Origin of the sequence: Bradyrhizobium sp. 613_E4_N2_2 (assembly GCF_052075995.1) — a bacterium.
In the GTDB taxonomy this organism is placed as follows: Bacteria; Pseudomonadota; Alphaproteobacteria; order Rhizobiales; family Xanthobacteraceae; genus Bradyrhizobium; species Bradyrhizobium barranii.
On record NZ_CP197234.1, the window covers coordinates 4,704,460 to 4,719,672 of the forward strand.

General features: G+C 61.2%; 28 protein-coding genes and 1 tRNA gene. 9 read left to right on the forward strand and 20 right to left on the reverse strand.

Features of this window, described 5'->3' with window-relative positions; genetic code table 11:
* Positions 1-200: 200 nt before the first annotated feature.
* The 7 genes from AB7290_RS22665 to AB7290_RS22695 all read right to left on the reverse strand — a co-directional run bounded on the left by AB7290_RS22665 (position 201) and on the right by AB7290_RS22695 (position 4,384).
* Positions 201-620, reverse strand: a complete 420-nt coding sequence (locus AB7290_RS22665) for a hypothetical protein (protein ID WP_441253913.1) — start codon at positions 618-620, stop codon at positions 201-203.
* A complete protein-coding gene (locus AB7290_RS22670) occupies positions 554-1,435 on the reverse strand; it encodes a hypothetical protein (RefSeq protein WP_441253915.1) in 882 nt (293 codons plus the stop codon). Before AB7290_RS22670 ends, AB7290_RS22665 begins: the two co-directional genes overlap by 67 nt.
* Before the next feature lie 35 nt (positions 1,436-1,470).
* Entirely contained in the window at positions 1,471-1,689 is a 219-nt protein-coding gene (locus tag AB7290_RS22675) for a helix-turn-helix transcriptional regulator (protein ID WP_441253917.1), read from the reverse strand.
* 326 nt (positions 1,690-2,015) lie between these two features.
* A tRNA-Pro gene (locus AB7290_RS22680) sits at positions 2,016-2,092 on the reverse strand.
* Between the two features lie 92 nt (positions 2,093-2,184).
* Complete coding sequence (locus AB7290_RS22685; protein ID WP_038959501.1) at positions 2,185-2,667, reverse strand: DUF192 domain-containing protein; 483 nt, start codon at positions 2,665-2,667, stop codon at positions 2,185-2,187.
* Positions 2,668-2,790: 123 nt separating this feature from the next.
* Positions 2,791-3,423, reverse strand: a complete 633-nt coding sequence (locus AB7290_RS22690) for a cold-shock protein (protein ID WP_028150990.1) — start codon at positions 3,421-3,423, stop codon at positions 2,791-2,793.
* A 199-nt stretch (positions 3,424-3,622) separates the two neighbouring features.
* Entirely contained in the window at positions 3,623-4,384 is a 762-nt protein-coding gene (locus AB7290_RS22695) for an SIR2 family NAD-dependent protein deacylase (protein WP_085401269.1), read from the reverse strand.
* Between the two features lie 284 nt (positions 4,385-4,668).
* Here AB7290_RS22695 and AB7290_RS22700 point away from each other — a divergent pair, with 284 nt between their 5' ends.
* Positions 4,669-4,833 carry a hypothetical protein gene (locus AB7290_RS22700; protein WP_014495457.1) on the forward strand — a complete coding sequence of 55 codons (165 nt, stop codon included), beginning with the start codon at positions 4,669-4,671 and terminating at the stop codon, positions 4,831-4,833.
* Positions 4,834-4,902: 69 nt separating this feature from the next.
* Here AB7290_RS22700 and AB7290_RS22705 read toward each other — a convergent pair whose 3' ends face one another.
* Positions 4,903-5,172 carry a hypothetical protein gene (locus tag AB7290_RS22705; RefSeq protein ID WP_038945366.1) on the reverse strand — a complete coding sequence of 90 codons (270 nt, stop codon included), beginning with the start codon at positions 5,170-5,172 and terminating at the stop codon, positions 4,903-4,905.
* Positions 5,173-5,345: 173 nt separating this feature from the next.
* On the opposite strand from AB7290_RS22705, the gene AB7290_RS22710 reads away from it, so the two are divergent.
* A complete protein-coding gene (locus tag AB7290_RS22710; RefSeq protein ID WP_245344071.1) occupies positions 5,346-5,684 on the forward strand; it encodes a hypothetical protein in 339 nt (112 codons plus the stop codon).
* A gap of 78 nt (positions 5,685-5,762) precedes the next feature.
* Positions 5,763-5,888, forward strand: coding sequence for a hypothetical protein (locus tag AB7290_RS22715; RefSeq protein WP_085965803.1), 126 nt, complete (start codon positions 5,763-5,765; stop codon positions 5,886-5,888).
* Here AB7290_RS22715 and AB7290_RS22720 read toward each other — a convergent pair.
* The 3 genes from AB7290_RS22720 to AB7290_RS22730 all read right to left on the reverse strand — a co-directional run bounded on the left by AB7290_RS22720 (position 5,885) and on the right by AB7290_RS22730 (position 6,999).
* Positions 5,885-6,082 (reverse strand): hypothetical protein, encoded by a 198-nt coding sequence (locus AB7290_RS22720; protein WP_039148983.1) that lies wholly within the window; start codon positions 6,080-6,082, stop codon positions 5,885-5,887. The genes AB7290_RS22715 and AB7290_RS22720 overlap by 4 nt on opposite strands.
* A gap of 369 nt (positions 6,083-6,451) precedes the next feature.
* Positions 6,452-6,580 carry a hypothetical protein gene (locus AB7290_RS22725; protein WP_283808570.1) on the reverse strand — a complete coding sequence of 43 codons (129 nt, stop codon included), beginning with the start codon at positions 6,578-6,580 and terminating at the stop codon, positions 6,452-6,454.
* A gap of 281 nt (positions 6,581-6,861) precedes the next feature.
* The gene (locus AB7290_RS22730) at positions 6,862-6,999 is read right to left on the reverse strand and encodes a hypothetical protein (RefSeq protein WP_166096469.1); all 138 of its coding nucleotides are present in this window, start codon (positions 6,997-6,999) and stop codon (positions 6,862-6,864) included.
* A gap of 343 nt (positions 7,000-7,342) precedes the next feature.
* Here AB7290_RS22730 and AB7290_RS22735 point away from each other — a divergent pair, with 343 nt between their 5' ends.
* Entirely contained in the window at positions 7,343-7,570 is a 228-nt protein-coding gene (locus AB7290_RS22735) for a hypothetical protein (RefSeq protein WP_063983455.1), read from the forward strand.
* Between the two features lie 294 nt (positions 7,571-7,864).
* Here AB7290_RS22735 and AB7290_RS22740 read toward each other — a convergent pair whose 3' ends face one another.
* Together AB7290_RS22740 and AB7290_RS22745 are read right to left on the reverse strand one after the other, a co-directional pair.
* Positions 7,865-8,041 (reverse strand): DUF2934 domain-containing protein, encoded by a 177-nt coding sequence (locus AB7290_RS22740; protein ID WP_085401246.1) that lies wholly within the window; start codon positions 8,039-8,041, stop codon positions 7,865-7,867.
* Positions 8,042-8,169: 128 nt separating this feature from the next.
* Positions 8,170-8,466 carry an HU family DNA-binding protein gene (locus tag AB7290_RS22745; RefSeq protein ID WP_071914190.1) on the reverse strand — a complete coding sequence of 99 codons (297 nt, stop codon included), beginning with the start codon at positions 8,464-8,466 and terminating at the stop codon, positions 8,170-8,172.
* A gap of 351 nt (positions 8,467-8,817) precedes the next feature.
* Here AB7290_RS22745 and AB7290_RS22750 point away from each other — a divergent pair, with 351 nt between their 5' ends.
* The 3 genes from AB7290_RS22750 to AB7290_RS22760 all read left to right on the forward strand — a co-directional run bounded on the left by AB7290_RS22750 (position 8,818) and on the right by AB7290_RS22760 (position 10,048).
* Positions 8,818-9,312, forward strand: coding sequence for a hypothetical protein (locus tag AB7290_RS22750; protein ID WP_085401245.1), 495 nt, complete (start codon positions 8,818-8,820; stop codon positions 9,310-9,312).
* A 164-nt stretch (positions 9,313-9,476) separates the two neighbouring features.
* Positions 9,477-9,779 carry a hypothetical protein gene (locus AB7290_RS22755; RefSeq protein WP_085401244.1) on the forward strand — a complete coding sequence of 101 codons (303 nt, stop codon included), beginning with the start codon at positions 9,477-9,479 and terminating at the stop codon, positions 9,777-9,779.
* A gap of 92 nt (positions 9,780-9,871) precedes the next feature.
* Positions 9,872-10,048, forward strand: coding sequence for a hypothetical protein (locus AB7290_RS22760; RefSeq protein ID WP_201266176.1), 177 nt, complete (start codon positions 9,872-9,874; stop codon positions 10,046-10,048).
* Between the two features lie 121 nt (positions 10,049-10,169).
* On the opposite strand, the gene AB7290_RS22765 is transcribed toward AB7290_RS22760, so the two are convergent.
* From AB7290_RS22765 to AB7290_RS22775, 3 genes are all read right to left on the reverse strand, one after another.
* Entirely contained in the window at positions 10,170-10,433 is a 264-nt protein-coding gene (locus AB7290_RS22765) for a hypothetical protein (protein WP_085401243.1), read from the reverse strand.
* A gap of 81 nt (positions 10,434-10,514) precedes the next feature.
* The gene (locus AB7290_RS22770; RefSeq protein WP_085401242.1) at positions 10,515-10,793 is read right to left on the reverse strand and encodes a hypothetical protein; all 279 of its coding nucleotides are present in this window, start codon (positions 10,791-10,793) and stop codon (positions 10,515-10,517) included.
* Positions 10,793-10,993, reverse strand: coding sequence for a hypothetical protein (locus AB7290_RS22775; RefSeq protein ID WP_085401241.1), 201 nt, complete (start codon positions 10,991-10,993; stop codon positions 10,793-10,795). Before AB7290_RS22775 ends, AB7290_RS22770 begins: the two co-directional genes overlap by 1 nt.
* 173 nt (positions 10,994-11,166) lie before the next feature.
* Here AB7290_RS22775 and AB7290_RS22780 point away from each other — a divergent pair, with 173 nt between their 5' ends.
* Complete coding sequence (locus AB7290_RS22780; RefSeq protein ID WP_028151001.1) at positions 11,167-11,352, forward strand: hypothetical protein; 186 nt, start codon at positions 11,167-11,169, stop codon at positions 11,350-11,352.
* 490 nt (positions 11,353-11,842) lie between these two features.
* Positions 11,843-12,940 carry a S1 family peptidase gene (locus AB7290_RS22785; protein WP_161495823.1) on the forward strand — a complete coding sequence of 366 codons (1,098 nt, stop codon included), beginning with the start codon at positions 11,843-11,845 and terminating at the stop codon, positions 12,938-12,940.
* Between the two features lie 157 nt (positions 12,941-13,097).
* Here the strand turns inward: AB7290_RS22785 and AB7290_RS22790 are convergent, their stop codons facing one another.
* The 4 genes from AB7290_RS22790 to AB7290_RS22805 form a co-directional block, all read right to left on the reverse strand.
* Positions 13,098-13,877 (reverse strand): hypothetical protein, encoded by a 780-nt coding sequence (locus tag AB7290_RS22790; RefSeq protein ID WP_085401239.1) that lies wholly within the window; start codon positions 13,875-13,877, stop codon positions 13,098-13,100.
* Positions 13,878-14,044: 167 nt separating this feature from the next.
* On the reverse strand, positions 14,045-14,179 hold the full coding sequence (locus tag AB7290_RS22795) for a hypothetical protein (RefSeq protein WP_282519392.1): 135 nt from the start codon (positions 14,177-14,179) through the stop codon (positions 14,045-14,047).
* A 34-nt stretch (positions 14,180-14,213) separates the two neighbouring features.
* Positions 14,214-14,927 (reverse strand): hypothetical protein, encoded by a 714-nt coding sequence (locus AB7290_RS22800; RefSeq protein ID WP_144030724.1) that lies wholly within the window; start codon positions 14,925-14,927, stop codon positions 14,214-14,216.
* Between the two features lie 5 nt (positions 14,928-14,932).
* The gene (locus AB7290_RS22805; protein WP_028151003.1) at positions 14,933-15,139 is read right to left on the reverse strand and encodes a hypothetical protein; all 207 of its coding nucleotides are present in this window, start codon (positions 15,137-15,139) and stop codon (positions 14,933-14,935) included.
* Positions 15,140-15,213 lie beyond the last annotated feature (74 nt).

Sequence of the window (15,213 nt, forward strand, 5' to 3'; positions counted from 1 at the left end):
TGACGTGCGCGGCTCGTCGCCGCGCTGACGGAGGGCGAGGTTGAAGAGTTTGAGGTGGTCATTCAGTTCGAGATCGAAACGCGCGAGCCTCGTCGATCCCGGAGGGTTTGGTCTGATGTCTAGTATTCGCATTGTGGGGGTCCTCGTTTACGAGGTTGCTCCTTCGGAGCGGTGCTCTCGGCGGAAATGCCGATCGAGCTTTAGGCAGAGACCGAGTAATCTTTCCGACGCCGCAGGATTCCGGCATGCACGGAGAGCGGCATATCGCTGCTCACCAGCGTGATGGACGAGTCGCCGTAGGCTTCCGACGACGGCGATATGAACTCCGGCAGGGCCTCGTTGAAGCCGTCAGCGAGGTCCCGGAGAGCCTTAACCCTTGCCTCTAAGGCGGCGCGGGCCTCGGCCGCGGCCTGCCAAGCGTCATCGAGTTCACCGTTGAAGTGCTCGGCGAGCCGGGCCTGAGCCATCCGATGCCACTCACGCTCTGCATGCCTATGCCGTTTGGCCAGGGTGTGGTCGAAGAATGGGTCCAGTGCATCGCGGGCAATGGCGGTCAGAACGTCAGGCCTAAGTGTCGCCAGCGCATCGATTTCCGTCTGTTCAATACCGTAGCGCTCCACCCACCGGCGGCCCGCAACTCGGTCGGCTTGAGTGGTGTATGAGGAAGGCCAAGCTCTTTAACCTGCTCAACCGTCAGGGCGGGTGCGATGACGCGGAAGGAAAGGCTGTTGGGATAGAGCGACTCCTTCAGTGCGCGAAGCTTGTGTCCGATGCTGACGGCCATCTGATATCCGGCCGGGTCGCAATCCGCGAACACGGCAACGACCATCTCACGTCCGTCGTCCGCGCCGGTTGCTGCCATTTGCGCCAACAGCGTGTTGCTGATTTCGCCCGACGGCAGATACAGGTCCGCGCCGTATTGCTCCGCAATCGGCTGAAGTACGTTTCCGAGGCTGGTCTTCTCGCCGTATAACGCTAGCCTGAAACATTGCCGAGCCGGCTTCCAATCTCCTTTGACGGTCGGGATAAGGTCATCGTCATCCGGCATGAGGGTTTCCGCCGGCAGGGCAACTGCCCATTCGTCGGTTTCATCGTCGCGCACCCGGATAATAGGGTCGGCGTTCCGGGCGTCGACGATGCGTGACCATGGTATATACTTCAGCCACCGGGCGACGTTGCTGGCGTTCTCAAGGATAGCCCAGCAATCGGCATCGTTGACACATGGCTTGCCGTCTGGCCTCACGGCGTTACCCAGCGACACGATGGCATAATGAATGCCGTGGTTGTGGATAGTGCCGGCGCCCGAGAGTAACCCGCACTCTTCCATCCGGTCCCGAAACCACAGACCGTTTTTGTGATTCGAAGGGGTATCGAGGCGGAATGGGTCGTTTTGCGGAGACAGCACTGTTAGCTCTGCGAGGCCAAGGCCAGTCATAGCCTTTTCCTCGCGCAGCAGGTCACCAAGGCCCGTCACGCGGCCACCTCGCCGACTTTGGCGTTGTCGTTGGCAGCCCAGGTCGAGGTCCGCCGCCGCGACAATATCCAGGCGTCAACGTCGGTTGAGGCATATTTAATGGTGCGGCCGATTTTGAAGAACGCAGGTCCGCTACCGTCACATCGCTTTTTGGCAAGGGACGAGCGGGATAGCCCCGTCAGGACGACGGTCTGGTCGAGGGATAGGAGATTCACCGGATAGCTCCCGGCAGGAGGGTCGATACGCCCGGACCGGCCTAAGCCGTTTCAAGTGCCCGTCTGCGGTGGTTTTCGTTCGCGGCAACGTCATGTCGTAAGGGATAGTACGAACCTTAGCGTTGACCACTGTCCCGCGGATTATTTTTCGTGGCCGCCCGTTTCCGAAAGGTACACATAAATATGGACCAGCGCGGCGAACCACATGGAGCGATCATAAAATAATTTCGCTGGTCGCCGCGGTGTCGACAGGCTCAGCCGTGGCTACCCGGTGGCGATTCGAAGGAACCCCCCTTTTGCGAATGCCCTTAAGCCTTTGATTTTGTTGGTCGGGGCAGCTGGATTCGAACCAACGACCTGCAGTACCCAAAACTGCCGCGCTACCAGGCTGCGCTATACCCCGAATGTCCAGCGAGCCCCGTCGATACACGCTTCCCAAAGCGCCATCAAGCTTTCAAGCCGCCGGCAATGCGGCAATAACCCCGCCAGGTCGCCCTACTTGGTGCCGAACAGCGGGTGGCCGACGCGGTCGCCGGGACGGATGCCGTATTTCTGCGCCGTTCCCGCCACCACCTCCAGCACGGCCCGCGCGGGGCCCTGGGACGAGATGATCTTGGTCGACAGCGGCTCGGTGTTTTCGGCGATGCGCAGGATGCGGCCGTCGGCGCGGATGAAGATCATGTCGAGCGAGACGTAGGTGTTCTTCATCCACATCGACACTTCCTGCTCGGGTTTGAAGTCGAACAGCATGCCTTTGCCGTCAGCCAGTTCCTTGCGGTACATCAGCCCGGTCTGCTTCTCCTCCTCGGTCGTCGCCATTTCCACCGAGAACACCTGCACGCCGTTCCTGGTGACGATCTCGAGCGGCTGGAAGCTGGCGGCGCGCACCGGCGCGCTCCCGACGGCACAGCCGACGACGAGGATGGCGGCCAGCCAGCCCCTCGCAATGGACCAGACGGCCTTTCGGTCAAAATTCATGGGACGGTACTCAAGGGGGCGTGGGACTGGACCAGTCCTTACGCGGCGATCGTGACAAAAGCCAGAGGCGCGCCGGACGGCCTGCGCGCCTCTTGTCACGATTGCGGGAGTTGGCGATCGCCGCTAGTGCGACTGCAAACCCGGCGATCCCGTCTCGGGATGGATCTCGGCCGCCATCATGCCCTTGGAGCCGGGCCCGAAGCGGACCAGGACATATTGGCCGGGCCTGAGCTCGGTCATGCCGAAGCGGCGCAGCGTCTCCATGTGCACGAAGATGTCGGGCGTGCCCTCGCCGCAGGTCAGGAAGCCGAAGCCGCGCAGGCGGTTGAACCACTTGACCTGGGCTCGCTCCAGTCCGCTGGTCGCGGTGACCGTGACGTGGGTGCGCGGCGGCAGCATCTGCGCCGGATGGATCGCGGTCGACTCGTCCATCGAGACCACCCGGAAGGCCTGGTAGCCCTTGGCGCGTTGGATGCACTCGACGACGATGCGGGCGCCCTCATAGGCGGTCTGGAAGCCGTCGCGCCTGAGCACGGTGACGTGAAGCAGCACGTCCGGCCAGCCATTGTCGGGAACGATGAAGCCGTAGCCCTTTGAAGCGTCGAACCATTTGATGACGCCGTGAACCTCGACGAGGTTGGCACTGCCTTCACCAAGTCCGCTGAACGGGCTTAGCGCGTTATCGCGACCGCCGCCGTGCTCGCCCACAGCGGGAACTCCGATCTTCTTGGACTCAAATCCGTCCGACGACCCCATAACCCCGGACCCCACACTGCCCATTGCAACCCGCCTCAGCGGCGGCGTCGAATCACGCGTCTTAAGAGAATGTTCTCAATTCGACGCGATGCGAATCTTTCGACTCAAAAGATAACACTCCCGGTTGCGGCGCATAGATAAAAAAATGATTCGCCGGAACCTATGAACAGCTTGCACAGCCGCGAATCAAATTGATGCCTCAATTTCCGACAAAGGGCCCGAGAGTCTCGCCTATGTCGTGGCGGATAACGAGGTCGGCGATGTCGTCCTGATCGGTCGGCTCGCGATTGATGATCACCAGACGTGCACCGGCGTTCTTCGCAATCATCGGAAAGCCCGCCGCCGGCCACACCACGAGCGAGGAGCCGATCGCGATGAAGAGGTCGCAGGCTTGCGACAGCGCGGTCGCGCGCTGCATTTCGTCGTCGGGCATCATCTGGCCGAACGAGATCGTCGCGGTCTTCACGGGCTCGTCGCACGCGGTGCAGTTGGGTGCGCCGCCATCTTCGTCGAAGCGGCGCTTCACCCAGTCAAGCTGATAGGCCTGCCCGCATCCGATGCAGCGCGCATAAGTGGTATTGCCGTGAAGCTCGATGACGTGCTCGGCGGCAAAGCCCGAAGCTTGGTGCAGGTTGTCGATGTTCTGGGTGATGACGGCGGGAACCTTGCCGGCGCGGTAGAGCGAGGCGAGCGCGCGATGACCGCGGCCGGGCCTGGCCGCGGCAAAGACAGATTCCATCGCAAAGCGGCGGCGCCAGGATTCGTCGCGAGCTTCCTGGCTGGCGACGAACTCGTCGAACGGGATCGGACGGTTGCGCGTCCAAATTCCGCCCGGTGAGCGGAAATCCGGGATGCCGCATTCGGTGGAGATGCCCGCGCCGGTGAACGGCACGATGGTCCTGGACTCGGCGATCATGTCGCCGAGTCGTTCGACGCCGCTGCGAAGATCCGATGCAATCACTCGCGGCCTCCCGTGTTGGCCTTGCGCTGGCCGCTCCATGCGCAAGCGACAAGATCGTTGACGCTGTTATCCACTGCCACGTGAGAATCGCGCAAGCGCGGTCGGCAATTTTTTCCGACCTTCGCTTATCACAATCCTGCAATGCCTCCTCCCCATTGACGCCCCAATCAGAAGCGCCAATGCATGTGTTAACGCGACTCAACGTGATTGCGGCGGCAGTGCGTGAGTTCGGCCGTGCACACATATTGGAGTGCACAGATACTGACGTGTAGAGGGGATTTGACATGACCGAAGACGAACAACGCAAAATCCGCGAACGCGAAGAGATCGCCGCCCGTGTCGCCGCCTTCCGTGCCACCCAGGAAAAATTCCAGCGCGAGCGCGAAGAGTATTTCGTGTCGACGCTCGACAATGCGCGCAAGGTGGAGCGGCCCTCGCTCTGGCCATAAAGGCACCTCCGATCGCCACGCATGAAAAAAGCCCGGAGCATCGCTCCGGGCTTTTCACTTGGTCAGCCGTTACCAGTGGCGGTAGTAGTAGTGGCGCCGGGGGTAGTACGGCCCATCGCCGTAATAGGCATACGGGCCGGGGCTGTAATAGGCGGGCCCGCCATAATAGCCGTACGGATGGGACGCAGCGATCGCGCCCGCGGTGATCGCGCCGGCGGCGAGGCCGAATGCGAGGCCCGGGCCAATGCCGCGACCGCGCGCCTCTGCAGGCGCAGGCGCCGCGACCGCGGTCACGCCGACGGCCGCAACGGTGGCCAGAACTGCCAATGTCTTCTTCATGACTCTCCTCCTTCGCGTCTCGCGGGGACAACGTCGCCGGCCCGCGATGGTTGCGCGCAGGTGTGGAACCCGGGCGGCAGAAAAATATCGGCACGAGCGGAACGAAAGCCGGTTCGGGCGAATTGCATCTGCGAGTGCGGAAGCCTCCGCTATCCGGTTGAGGCGACAGCACGATGCCCCGTCAGCATCTCCGCGATGCTGGCGGGGTTTTTGGTTTCGCGGACAGAAAATGGCGGCAGACATCAATGGCTGCCAATGGGACGGATGCCGAGGAGGACACATTGCCGCTATCCGCTTTGCTGGGGCGCATCCGCAGGCTCGTTCCCAAATCGCGCGACCAGCATTACGACGAGATCGTCCGCAACTTCGGTGTCGGCGCGCTGCGCCCGCCGCCGACGCCGATGAGCGACGGCGAGCTGGCGCGGGCCATCGCCGAGTTCCTCAAGGAGCAGCCGTCGAGCGCGTCCGTTGCGACCCTCGGCCGGCGGCTGGACCCCTCCTCTCCGCTGTAAGCGGGCTTGTTTCTGGCGAGCACGGAACAAAGGTTTCCCGCGCACGTTGAGTCTCCTTCACGCAAGAAGGGACCCGCCATGCCCGCGTGGCTTGAAGTTCTGCTCAACCTGTCCGGCTATGCCGGCTTCGTCGCACTTGCGCGCCGCGGCACCGCGTGCCCGGGCCATTCCGCCGACGACCGCACCTATGGTGACGAGCGCTAATTGGTGTGGGGCGCCTGGCCTGCCGTGCGCACCAGCCGGTCGGCCTTGACCGCGACGCGCGTGTCCTCGAGCTGCGGCCGCAGCGAGAAGCTGATCACCACGAAGGCGAGGCAGAACAGCGAGCCGACGACGGCGACGCGCCGGTAGGTGTGCCGGTCGCCCTGAAAGAAGGATGGTTCTGAAAAAGGTGTCATGCAAACTTGCTTCTGGGCAAAGTCGTTTCTTGTCCTTGCCAGACACCTATCCCAAGCAGCGGCAAGCGCAACGCGATTGGGTTTTTCACCTAACCGAATAGGGTTATCGGCTTTCCCGCAAATTTTCGTTAGGAGTTTGCGCAAGGCTTGAGACATCTGCCCTCGAGATCCCGGCGCGCCGCTTCAGACAACGTCCGCGCCAAAACTCGTAAACGCTCCGGCGGAGCCGCGGGTACGGCTTTGTTCCAGCTTCGCCCGCATTTCGTTCTCGAAGAACGAATCGGAATCGAAGAAATCGGCGCGGAGCAACTCTTAACAAGTGGTGCGGATCGCAGCGAAAGCAAACGCGCGATCGCAACGAAGGACCGATCACTCCGTATCGTCGGGCTTCAGTGGCGGCGGCACCTGCGGCACCGAGGGCCTGCCTTTAGGCAGCCGCTTGTGCCTGTCGGACCAGAACACTTTGACGATCTCGGCGAGAAACCAGCACGCATCCATGTCGCTCTCCCTCGCTCCATTCCGTAGCGAGGACACGAGGGCGGGACCGTGCGAAGCATCACGCTCACGCGCGGCGACAAGGACTGTCCCGCATCGACACAGAAGGCACGCCTTGTTCTGCATCCGACTCCATTTCGTTCGCAAAGAACGAATCGGAGTCGAGCAAATCAGCGCGGCGCGACTCCTAACGATCAATGAAGGCCCGCGCCGTCACGACTTCATCGGCAAGATTTTCAACGGCAGACGAGATCGCGCTTACTGGGTCGCCGTCGTGGCCCGCCTCACGCCGCTCGCTTGGCGTTGGCCTTCTCGGAAAAACATTCGAGGATCTGGATGCGGAGCTCTTCAGCGGCCGGCCCCTCGACTTTTCTCAGCTGATTCCAGAGCCTGATCACTTCGCGCTGTTTCTCGACGGTCATGAGTCACCTCCAACGTGATGATCAACTAGAACAAAATGAGAACAAAAAGTCCAGCCCCTCGCGCGCGATTTCCCACGCACATCGCCTCAAGCCTTGCTCGCGCTGCGCGGCCCCCTGAAAGCTGGGGATTTTCGCGCCCGGCCACTGGCAGCGCGCCTGACGAACATGCTCCGTCGCCACGGCGGGTTGCTTTTTGGATTTTCAACCTTAAGTTCGAGGCGCTGGCGGCCAGGCGCTGAAATCCCAACGCCGCCGGCCAAGAGAGCCCCGTGCGCAAGCGCGGGGTTTTTCTTTTGGGAACGCGCCGTCGTCCTCCTCGTTAGCCATTCCGGAGCGAGGGACCGTGACCAGGAAATTTTACGCCGTCGAAGTGGTTCGTCAGATCGAGGAGACCGTGGAGATCATGGTCGAGGCCCCCGACGAGACCACGGCGCACGATGCGGCGCTTGCGCACCTCAAGGCGCGCGGCTCCGAATATCAGTGGCTCAATCCCAAATGTGAATTCATCGTCTGGCGCGAGCGCCAGATCGATCCGCCGGCGATCATCGATGTGTCGGTGTCGACGGAGTAGCGGCCGGAACGAATGTCCCCGCCCCGCGTTATCAGGTCGAATTCAGTGGTGCTGGCGGCTGTGCGACGCGGCCGTCCAGCTTTGAGAAGCCCCGGTCCCCAACGCCGGGGTTTTTCTTTGCGCCGCGCTCTTACAACAAGGCAGCAAACAACAAAGCAGCCACACGGGCGTTACACCGGGTGGCTGCTTTGACGACTGTCAGCTTCGCGCAAGATTCCGTCGCCGTCATCTCAACCGCCGAACGCCGGACAACGTTCCGGCGCGCGGCAAATTTCCGTGCGGCCTTTGTTGCCGTCAGACCGGCAGATTGTCGTTCAGCCCCGGCGGGACTTCGCCTTGCGCGGCCCGCTCGGCGAGGAGCATCCTTTCGGCCTCGTACCAGAAAGTGTCCATCCTCCCCGCGGGCTCGCCGGCTTCCCGCCAGAGATGATAGGCGCGGTCCCGGATCTGTTCCTCGCTCAGACTGGCCATGTGACGTCTCCCTTTGGGAAGCAAAGCCTGACGACGCCCGAGAGTTCCTTGTCCGTGTCCGGCACACCAGCCGGCGGTCGTTGCGGCGCTCCGCGACAGGGAGCCACCGCGACGACGTCGCGGGCTGCTTAGACGGAGTCCTTGGCCACCTTCAGCGGCGAGGCCTTCACCGACTTGCTCGCCGGCTTCGCCGCGAACTGCATCGGCTCCTTGGTGAAGGGATTGACGCCCATGCGGGCTTCGGTCGCCGGCTTGTTCACGACCGACATCTTGGCGAAGCCGGGAATGACGAACTCGCCGGACTCGTTGAGCTCCTTGTAGCCGACCGTCGCCATGTACTCGATGACCGACTTCACGTCGTTCTTCGACAGCTGCGTGCCCTCGGCAATTGCATCAATCAATTGAGTTTTCGTCATCTTCGCCATGTCTGAATTCCTTTTGTGCGGGTGAGCAGATCCTGCTCAGGACGCGGCTGAACCACGCAAGTGTGATGCCGATTCACGCCGGAGGTCATGAAGTCACGGGGCTTAGAACCCATTGAGGCCCAAAACACAAGCATGCCTTGTGCGGGGGTTCCACCCCTTACCGCGAAAGTGTCGCAGCATGCTGCCGCGTTGGCTTTGAACCATTCTGCCGCTGGCGCGTCTAACTAATTGAAGTCCCCAAGCTTCACCCCCATCAGAGAGCCCCGCTTCCCCCAGGCGGGGCTTTCGCTTTTGGAGGCCTGGTGGAGCGCGCCGGCTGTTATATGGTCGGATGTTTCTCGTGAGGGGCTGATGAAGATTGCCATTGTTATCGCCGGCCTGATCGTCGTTGCGGTCGCCGCCCTGGTCGCCATCCAGCCGGAGTTTTTGAAGCCTGCGTCTCTGGCACAGGTCAAGAAATCCGACATCTTCGGCTTCTCGCCCGGGATGACATTCGAGGAGACCAACAAGCTCGTCACGCAACGTCACTACCGCTGCCGACAGGGTCGGGGTTCGTACATCCTCGAATGCGAAATCAACGGCGCCAAGGTCACGGTCTATAATGACGACGTCGACGCCAGCCACCCCATCCGGCGCGTCAATGCCGCGTTGAACAATCCTGGGCCGCAGGACGCCGCCGTCAAATCGATTTCCGACCAGTTCAACGCCCAGCCGACCAGGGACGCCCGCGAGGGATGGACGTGGATCGTCGGCCGTGGACTCAAGCTGAGCTACGACGGCAGCGCCTTGAAGCTCGTGGACGAGGCCTGGGATAACAGGCTTCGCAACGACGAAGCCAAGCGCTAGGCGCGCCCGCGCTGAAATGAGCGGACCGTCACCGCAACGCGGTTATCCCCAGCCAACGCGTCACCTCATCGTGAAACCTGCGGGCCGGCCCACCTTGTTGAGACTTCGGTAACCTAACCCATCCACTCTCCCCGCCAGTATCGTTGCGTTGGAGTAAACTCACAGTGCTGAATTTTGACGAGCTGCGTGAACTCGCGGCTGATGTTCGCGTGTTTGTTGACATCGCCGAGGACAAGGCTGAAGCGCTCAAGGCCGTCATCGCGGCTTACGACGTGGTGCTGGCGATCTTCCCCTCGCAGGAAGGCATGGGCCTCCACGTCATCAAGGGCAAAGCGATCCTGGACAAGATCGCAAACTCTCGGACCCATACGACCTACAGCCATACGGCGATTGCGGTCCCTGACCTGGAGCATGCCGAAGTGCTCAAATATCTAACGGCGCCTGTCGAACGACGGATCGCTGCGTAGTTACCCAGGGCAAGCGCATCCTCACAATGACCGGCGCATAGGAACGGTCGGCTCTCCCGCACATTGACCCATCTCCAGATGAGGAGATTGCAATGAGCGTTGAAGGTAAAGCCAAGGAAGCCGCCGGCTACGTCAAGGAAGAGCTGAACGAGCACGGCAAGTCCCCCGAGAGCCAGAAGAAGGCTCAGGAGGGTCGTGACCTCAGGAACGACGGCCGCGTCGAAGACGGCAAGCCGCGGAAGACGACGAAGCCCGGCACCGGTCACTAGACCGACTTTTCGAAGACCGCCCCTGGCCATGTCAGGGGCGGCTTTTTACGTGCGCTCGCGTCCCGGAGGCAGCGCTCCAGGCGATGCGAAGCATGGTCCAACAGCGACGAACACGCTGCGGCTACGTCCCATCTCGCATGTCCCTGGTCGCGAAGTGACATCCGAACGCCACCAGGACCAGGGCAAACGTCGAGCCGAGCAGAATTCGCAGGGTCGATCCCGTCTCCTGGCTCACATACCGGACATCGTGCCGGTGCGCGTAGCGTTCAGGATGCGCGGCATCAGGCTGCTGGGGTGAGATCGTCAAAAGCACCAGCCACGCGATGGTCCCGCAAAGCGCAGCAATCCTCGCAATCTTTCCGAGCCTTTGAAGCCAGCGCTTCATGCCACCCTCATCATGGCGTGGATCTCCGCTGCGCCTTAGTCCGGATCAGCTTTCATAAGCTCCAGGAGGCAGCCGCGCTTCTCAAGTCTTCGGCCTGGCCAGCAGCCTGAGAGCGCTGAGAACACTGAGAATGGCGAAAGCACCGAGAGCGTAGGTGAGTGCATTCACGACCGAGGAAATGGCAATCCCTGCGAAGCTGGAGCCTCCGACCGCTCCCCAGAACAAATACGCTGCGCTGATGCCGGGCCACTCCAGCGAAAGAAAAGCGAAGTCGGTCAGCGGCTCGATGGCGAGGAGCACCGACGAGATGAGCGCCCCGATGACCAATGCGATGATGAGGTTCGCTTTCACGGAGAGCATCAAAACCCCAACAGCCCGGCGACGACAGGAATGAGGAAATAGGCGGCGAGCCCGAGAAGGCCGCCCACGACGAGGCGTGCAGCGCGGCCGTGAATCTTCGTATCGAGCCACGCACAAACCGCCACCGCAACCTGCCTCAGCCAGTTACCAACGAGGCTTCTGACGAGATCAAACAGGAGTTCTGCAAAGAAAGCGGACATGGCGTTTAGTCGCCCTAACTCTGGCGGGGTTCAACTGCCGAGGGTTTGACCATTGCGGGCGCCGGTTCGATAGGTTGCTGGCAAGGTCACTGCTCGACACTCATAAACAGCCATCATCGCCGAGCCAGCCGCAAGCGGGTTCACTTTTGAGAGAATTCCCTGCATAGTGCGGCATGGCCAAAGCAAAAGTGACCTTCAAAACCGTCCGCCTCTCAGACAGCGACTGGAAGATACTGGCGGACTACCCCGACCACGAACAGCGCGAAATCACCGGATTCGCCAGCAAGGCAGATGCCGACGACTGGATCAACGGCGATCGCAAGATCGCATGGCTCCGTTCCCAGGGTTACGCCAAGTGAACTAGCCAAGTGAGCTAGCCAAGCGACGTAGCTGTCGCGCGCACACCGCGATCCCCCTTTTTGATGTTGCAGCCGCGTCGCGTCATGTCCTCGCGCGGACAGAAGGTCACGCATGCGCGGCCCGCGCGTTGCCTTCACAACCGCCGCCGTCACATATAAATTGCCGGACCACATCCCCTGGGGCCCGGTTGACGCGCGAATTGCGGTGACAGTGCACTGAATTCATTCGCGATCGCCACCTAGCTGGCTCGCGGCTTCGGTCGGTGCTCGGCGGCAGCGCAATTAAGCGCACTGTCACCGTAATTCCGAAGCCGCGATCCGCGCCGAGTCCACGGGCGCCGGTGACGGGGTGGTAGGCCCATAGGTAGAAAGTCCCGCAGGCTACTTCGCCGCTTGCGACCAGAAGATGCGGTCGTTAAGCTATTCATGTTCCGCAGGGCGCGGCGTTGGGCTGGGGTGGAGAAGGTGTTCCGCACAGGAGCCCGGATCGATGGCGACCCCCAAGGACGATTCTCAGGTTGCGACTGAGAAAGCGCCGGCCCGGAATCGGCAACCGCTCGACACGCTCGAGCAAATCTCGCGCATATCGGTCCCGCTCCTGATCCCGATCGTGGTGGCGCTCATCGGATATTTCGGCAACGAGATCCTCAATAATCGACAGGGCGAGATCGAGAAAAAGAAGATCGACCTGGAGTACGTCAAGATCGCGAAGGACGTCGCGTCCAGCGTAACACCGGATGCCAACATTGTTATTACGAACTGGGCCTACCGGGTGCTGTTCAAGCTCTCGCCGGTCTCCGTTCCCGACGAAGAAGTCGAAATCCTCTCCAAGCAGCGTGCGCCGCTGCCATCGTCCGTTTCGCCGGCGATACTCGGGGGAACCGGCACGTCCGCTGCGGAATGGCCCTGGCTGGTGTCCGTCTTTGAGGACGGCACGTTCATTTGCAACGGGACCGTGATTGCTCCGAAGGCGGTGCTGTCGGCCGCCAACTGCATGTCCGGTGAACGGCGCGGCAAGTTCGAGGTGGCCACCGCGACCGATAATGGACCAAACGTCAGAATTGGCCGGCGGATTCCGGTCACCAAGTTCGTCGTTCATCCCACGTTTTCGGAGGACACCGCGCGGGATGACATCGCCATTCTTGAAATCGGCACGGCATTGCCCCCGCCCTTCATCACGATTGCAACCCAGAAATCGGCTGATCCGAGAATTGGCGAACTGACCCTGGTCGCAGGGTTCGACTTCAAATCGCAACCGGCAAGCCTTCTGCAGAGTCCGGTCCCAATCGCCAACGCCGCAATGTGTGCCGCAATGTATCCAGGCAAGGTCATGCCCGAGGGGACCTTTTGCGCTGGCTTCGAACACGGTGGCGCCGTTGCATGTGCGCACCGGGGTGCCGGAGGACCGGCAGTGCTGCTGAACAGCGCGGGCCGGAAATATCAAGTCGGGATCGTCAGTTTGGGCGAGGATTGCAACAGCCCCAAGGCGGGCCTCGGTGTCTACACTCGCGTGTCGTCCTATGCAGACTGGATCCGGAAAGCCGTGCCTAACCTGCCGGGCGAACAGGTGACCGGAGACAAGCGATAGGCGGAATTGCGGTGACAGTGCATCAAATTCATTCGCCATCGGCACCCTGTTGGCTTGCGGCTTCGGACCGCGTTTGGCGGACAGCATCAATTGAGTGCACTGTCACCGCAATTTCCAACGTCGGGACGCCGACTTATCGCGTAGTCACTGGGCGCCCCTAGGTGAATATCTTGGTCAACACTTGTGCAATCGTGCTGCTTGCGGCCTTCATCCCGGTATCGGCCGCGAACGTAACGAGGGTCTTGCCCCATCGCTGAAGTTTGCCGGTGTCCGGCTTTGCAGTTGATGCTTCCGCTTTGAGGACATCAGCGATGTCCCGAAAGCCTTGCTGTTGATCGGGGTTCAGGGCGGCGAACTCTGGGGAGTTTATCGCTTGGTCGATGGCCTCAATTAGCTGATGCTGTTGTTGAACAAATGCCGATTGGGAAAACGTCCCCGCTCCCACCTGCGCCACCGCACCTGGACTATTGGACTGATTGATGACCGCGTTGACCACAGGATCTTTCTTCAACCGCTCACTCCCTTGCATCCCGTGTGAGAAATCGTCCAAAGCTTGCTGTTTGAACCGGTCCAGTTTACCACGGACCTTTTCGAGATGGTTGGTGCTAACCTCTCCCAATCCCAGTCGTTCGGCCTTTTCAGTGATCTCCGCCCAGATCAGGTGCTGCACCCGGTCAGCGAAGTTCTTGAGATACACTAAGGCTCCAGGCTCGTGGCCCCCAGTGAACTCAAAGGTGAATTTCGACGCATCCGTGATCGTCGATTTGAGCAAGTTCGTCGCGATGTCCTCAAAGGCAATAAGGGTTGCCCCGCTCTTCAACCTTCCCGCAGCGGCGTGCTTGTTCTGCAGCGCCTTCACTTCGCGTGTTACCGCTTCGTGGACATCGGGTAACCGATTGTCGAGAGAGCGGCCGAGATAGTCCGTATCGAACACCATGTTGTTCTCAAAGAAAAAACGCCCCGGAGAGCACTATTCTAACCAACTCCGTGGGTTATGCTACCGGGCGTAGCTGGCTATCAACTGCTCCCGCTTGCTGACAATTGCGGTGACAGCGCATCAAATTCATTCGGCGTCGCCAACCGCCCTGCGGCTTCGGTCCACGCTTAGAGCCGCCCGGTCAGTCGCTCGAGGCGGGCGATGAAGCGGTCGTCTCCCAGTGGACGACCGGTACTCTCCGCGGCGCGCTCCTGAGTGAACAGGCCTACCTCCGGCGAACTGTCGAGCAGGTCGGCGAACACGAGAAGCGGTCCCTGATCAGCGTCAGCAGCCACTTCAATTCGTCGTGGTCTTGCCGCCGCGCATGGACACGAGCTTGTCCGCACCAAATCCGAGAATGAGCCAAGCGGTCTCATCGAAACCGTCTGCGAGCTTTCCCTCGTGAGAATACACGATCTGAGCAGCTTCCGACTTCGACGGCGGTCCCAACGCCGTGATTACCTCCTGACGCGACATACCTAAATGCAGCTTGCTGTCGAGGACGACGGGCGAGAACTTTTCCGGGATGATGGCGCAATCGGCCGAGGCCCCGGCGTCTTTCTCGGTGAGCTCTTCAACGATCTCCGTGACGAGATGGTCCGGGCCGCCCATCTCTCCGCTGGACACCACCCATAATCGATGCTGCGCGCGCCGATAACACAGCCAATAGATGCTATCTCCAGCGTCGCCTTGGTGTCGGATGGTCCCTTCGCCCACGGCTTCGCGAACCGCGCCGAGCCGCGTCTCTTCGAAGCGGCCGGCGAATGCGCCTAGCGAAAAGCGGGTCGCCAATCTCTTCACGACTGTCGGCGGCACGCGCTCGAACGCATGTTCGTCGACTGGGGGCGGCGGTGTCTGCGCGGAGCAGTCGTCCGCGGGGATCGCGAAAAGGAGAAGGAGCAAGACGAGCGTCTTTCGACCATCAACTCCGAATTGCCTATATATTTCTCGCCTCAGCAGGTCGCGCCTAGGCGTCGAGAGTGCGGGCATCAGTTTCTGGGTGTCGGACACGTCAGTCACCCCAGCTTCCCTTCATTGATCTTGTGCGCAACCTCGCCAACAGAGCTGCCAACGATGACGGCGGTCACGATTGGCCAAAAACCCGCCACCATGACGATAGCGCCCCAACGCATGTCTTCGCCGGGCCGTCTGTAGCCATCGTTGATGCCGCCGAGGATCAACCAGATCAGGCAGCCAATTGCATATCGCTTGAACCATTTCACGGCGAAATACCTTCCAGATATGGCCATTAGTGACCGTGACATTGAGGATGGTTCATCGGCAGGACCGGGCTTGC

Bases quoted from the DNA above. Each gene is read 5' to 3' on its own strand.
- AB7290_RS22690 (WP_028150990.1), bottom strand. From the start codon at position 3,423: ATGGGGTCGTCGGACGGATTTGAGTCCAAGAAGATCGGAGTTCCCGCT.
- AB7290_RS22725 (WP_283808570.1), bottom strand. From the start codon at position 6,580: ATGGATGCGTGCTGGTTTCTCGCCGAGATCGTCAAAGTGTTCTGGTCC.
- AB7290_RS22740 (WP_085401246.1), bottom strand. From the start codon at position 8,041: ATGGCCAGTCTGAGCGAGGAACAGATCCGGGACCGCGCCTATCATCTC.
- AB7290_RS22715 (WP_085965803.1), top strand. From the start codon at position 5,763: ATGCCCGCGTGGCTTGAAGTTCTGCTCAACCTGTCCGGCTATGCCGGC.
- AB7290_RS22770 (WP_085401242.1), bottom strand. From the start codon at position 10,793: ATGCTCTCCGTGAAAGCGAACCTCATCATCGCATTGGTCATCGGGGCG.
- AB7290_RS22750 (WP_085401245.1), top strand. From the start codon at position 8,818: ATGAAGATTGCCATTGTTATCGCCGGCCTGATCGTCGTTGCGGTCGCC.
- AB7290_RS22685 (WP_038959501.1), bottom strand. From the start codon at position 2,667: ATGAATTTTGACCGAAAGGCCGTCTGGTCCATTGCGAGGGGCTGGCTG.
- AB7290_RS22780 (WP_028151001.1), top strand. From the start codon at position 11,167: ATGGCCAAAGCAAAAGTGACCTTCAAAACCGTCCGCCTCTCAGACAGC.
- AB7290_RS22730 (WP_166096469.1), bottom strand. From the start codon at position 6,999: ATGACCGTCGAGAAACAGCGCGAAGTGATCAGGCTCTGGAATCAGCTG.
- AB7290_RS22720 (WP_039148983.1), bottom strand. From the start codon at position 6,082: ATGACACCTTTTTCAGAACCATCCTTCTTTCAGGGCGACCGGCACACC.
- AB7290_RS22705 (WP_038945366.1), bottom strand. From the start codon at position 5,172: ATGAAGAAGACATTGGCAGTTCTGGCCACCGTTGCGGCCGTCGGCGTG.
- AB7290_RS22785 (WP_161495823.1), top strand. From the start codon at position 11,843: ATGGCGACCCCCAAGGACGATTCTCAGGTTGCGACTGAGAAAGCGCCG.
- AB7290_RS22745 (WP_071914190.1), bottom strand. From the start codon at position 8,466: ATGGCGAAGATGACGAAAACTCAATTGATTGATGCAATTGCCGAGGGC.
- AB7290_RS22700 (WP_014495457.1), top strand. From the start codon at position 4,669: ATGACCGAAGACGAACAACGCAAAATCCGCGAACGCGAAGAGATCGCC.
- AB7290_RS22775 (WP_085401241.1), bottom strand. From the start codon at position 10,993: ATGTCCGCTTTCTTTGCAGAACTCCTGTTTGATCTCGTCAGAAGCCTC.
- AB7290_RS22790 (WP_085401239.1), bottom strand. From the start codon at position 13,877: ATGGTGTTCGATACGGACTATCTCGGCCGCTCTCTCGACAATCGGTTA.
- AB7290_RS22760 (WP_201266176.1), top strand. From the start codon at position 9,872: ATGAGCGTTGAAGGTAAAGCCAAGGAAGCCGCCGGCTACGTCAAGGAA.
- AB7290_RS22765 (WP_085401243.1), bottom strand. From the start codon at position 10,433: ATGAAGCGCTGGCTTCAAAGGCTCGGAAAGATTGCGAGGATTGCTGCG.
- AB7290_RS22670 (WP_441253915.1), bottom strand. From the start codon at position 1,435: ATGACTGGCCTTGGCCTCGCAGAGCTAACAGTGCTGTCTCCGCAAAAC.
- AB7290_RS22710 (WP_245344071.1), top strand. From the start codon at position 5,346: ATGCCCCGTCAGCATCTCCGCGATGCTGGCGGGGTTTTTGGTTTCGCG.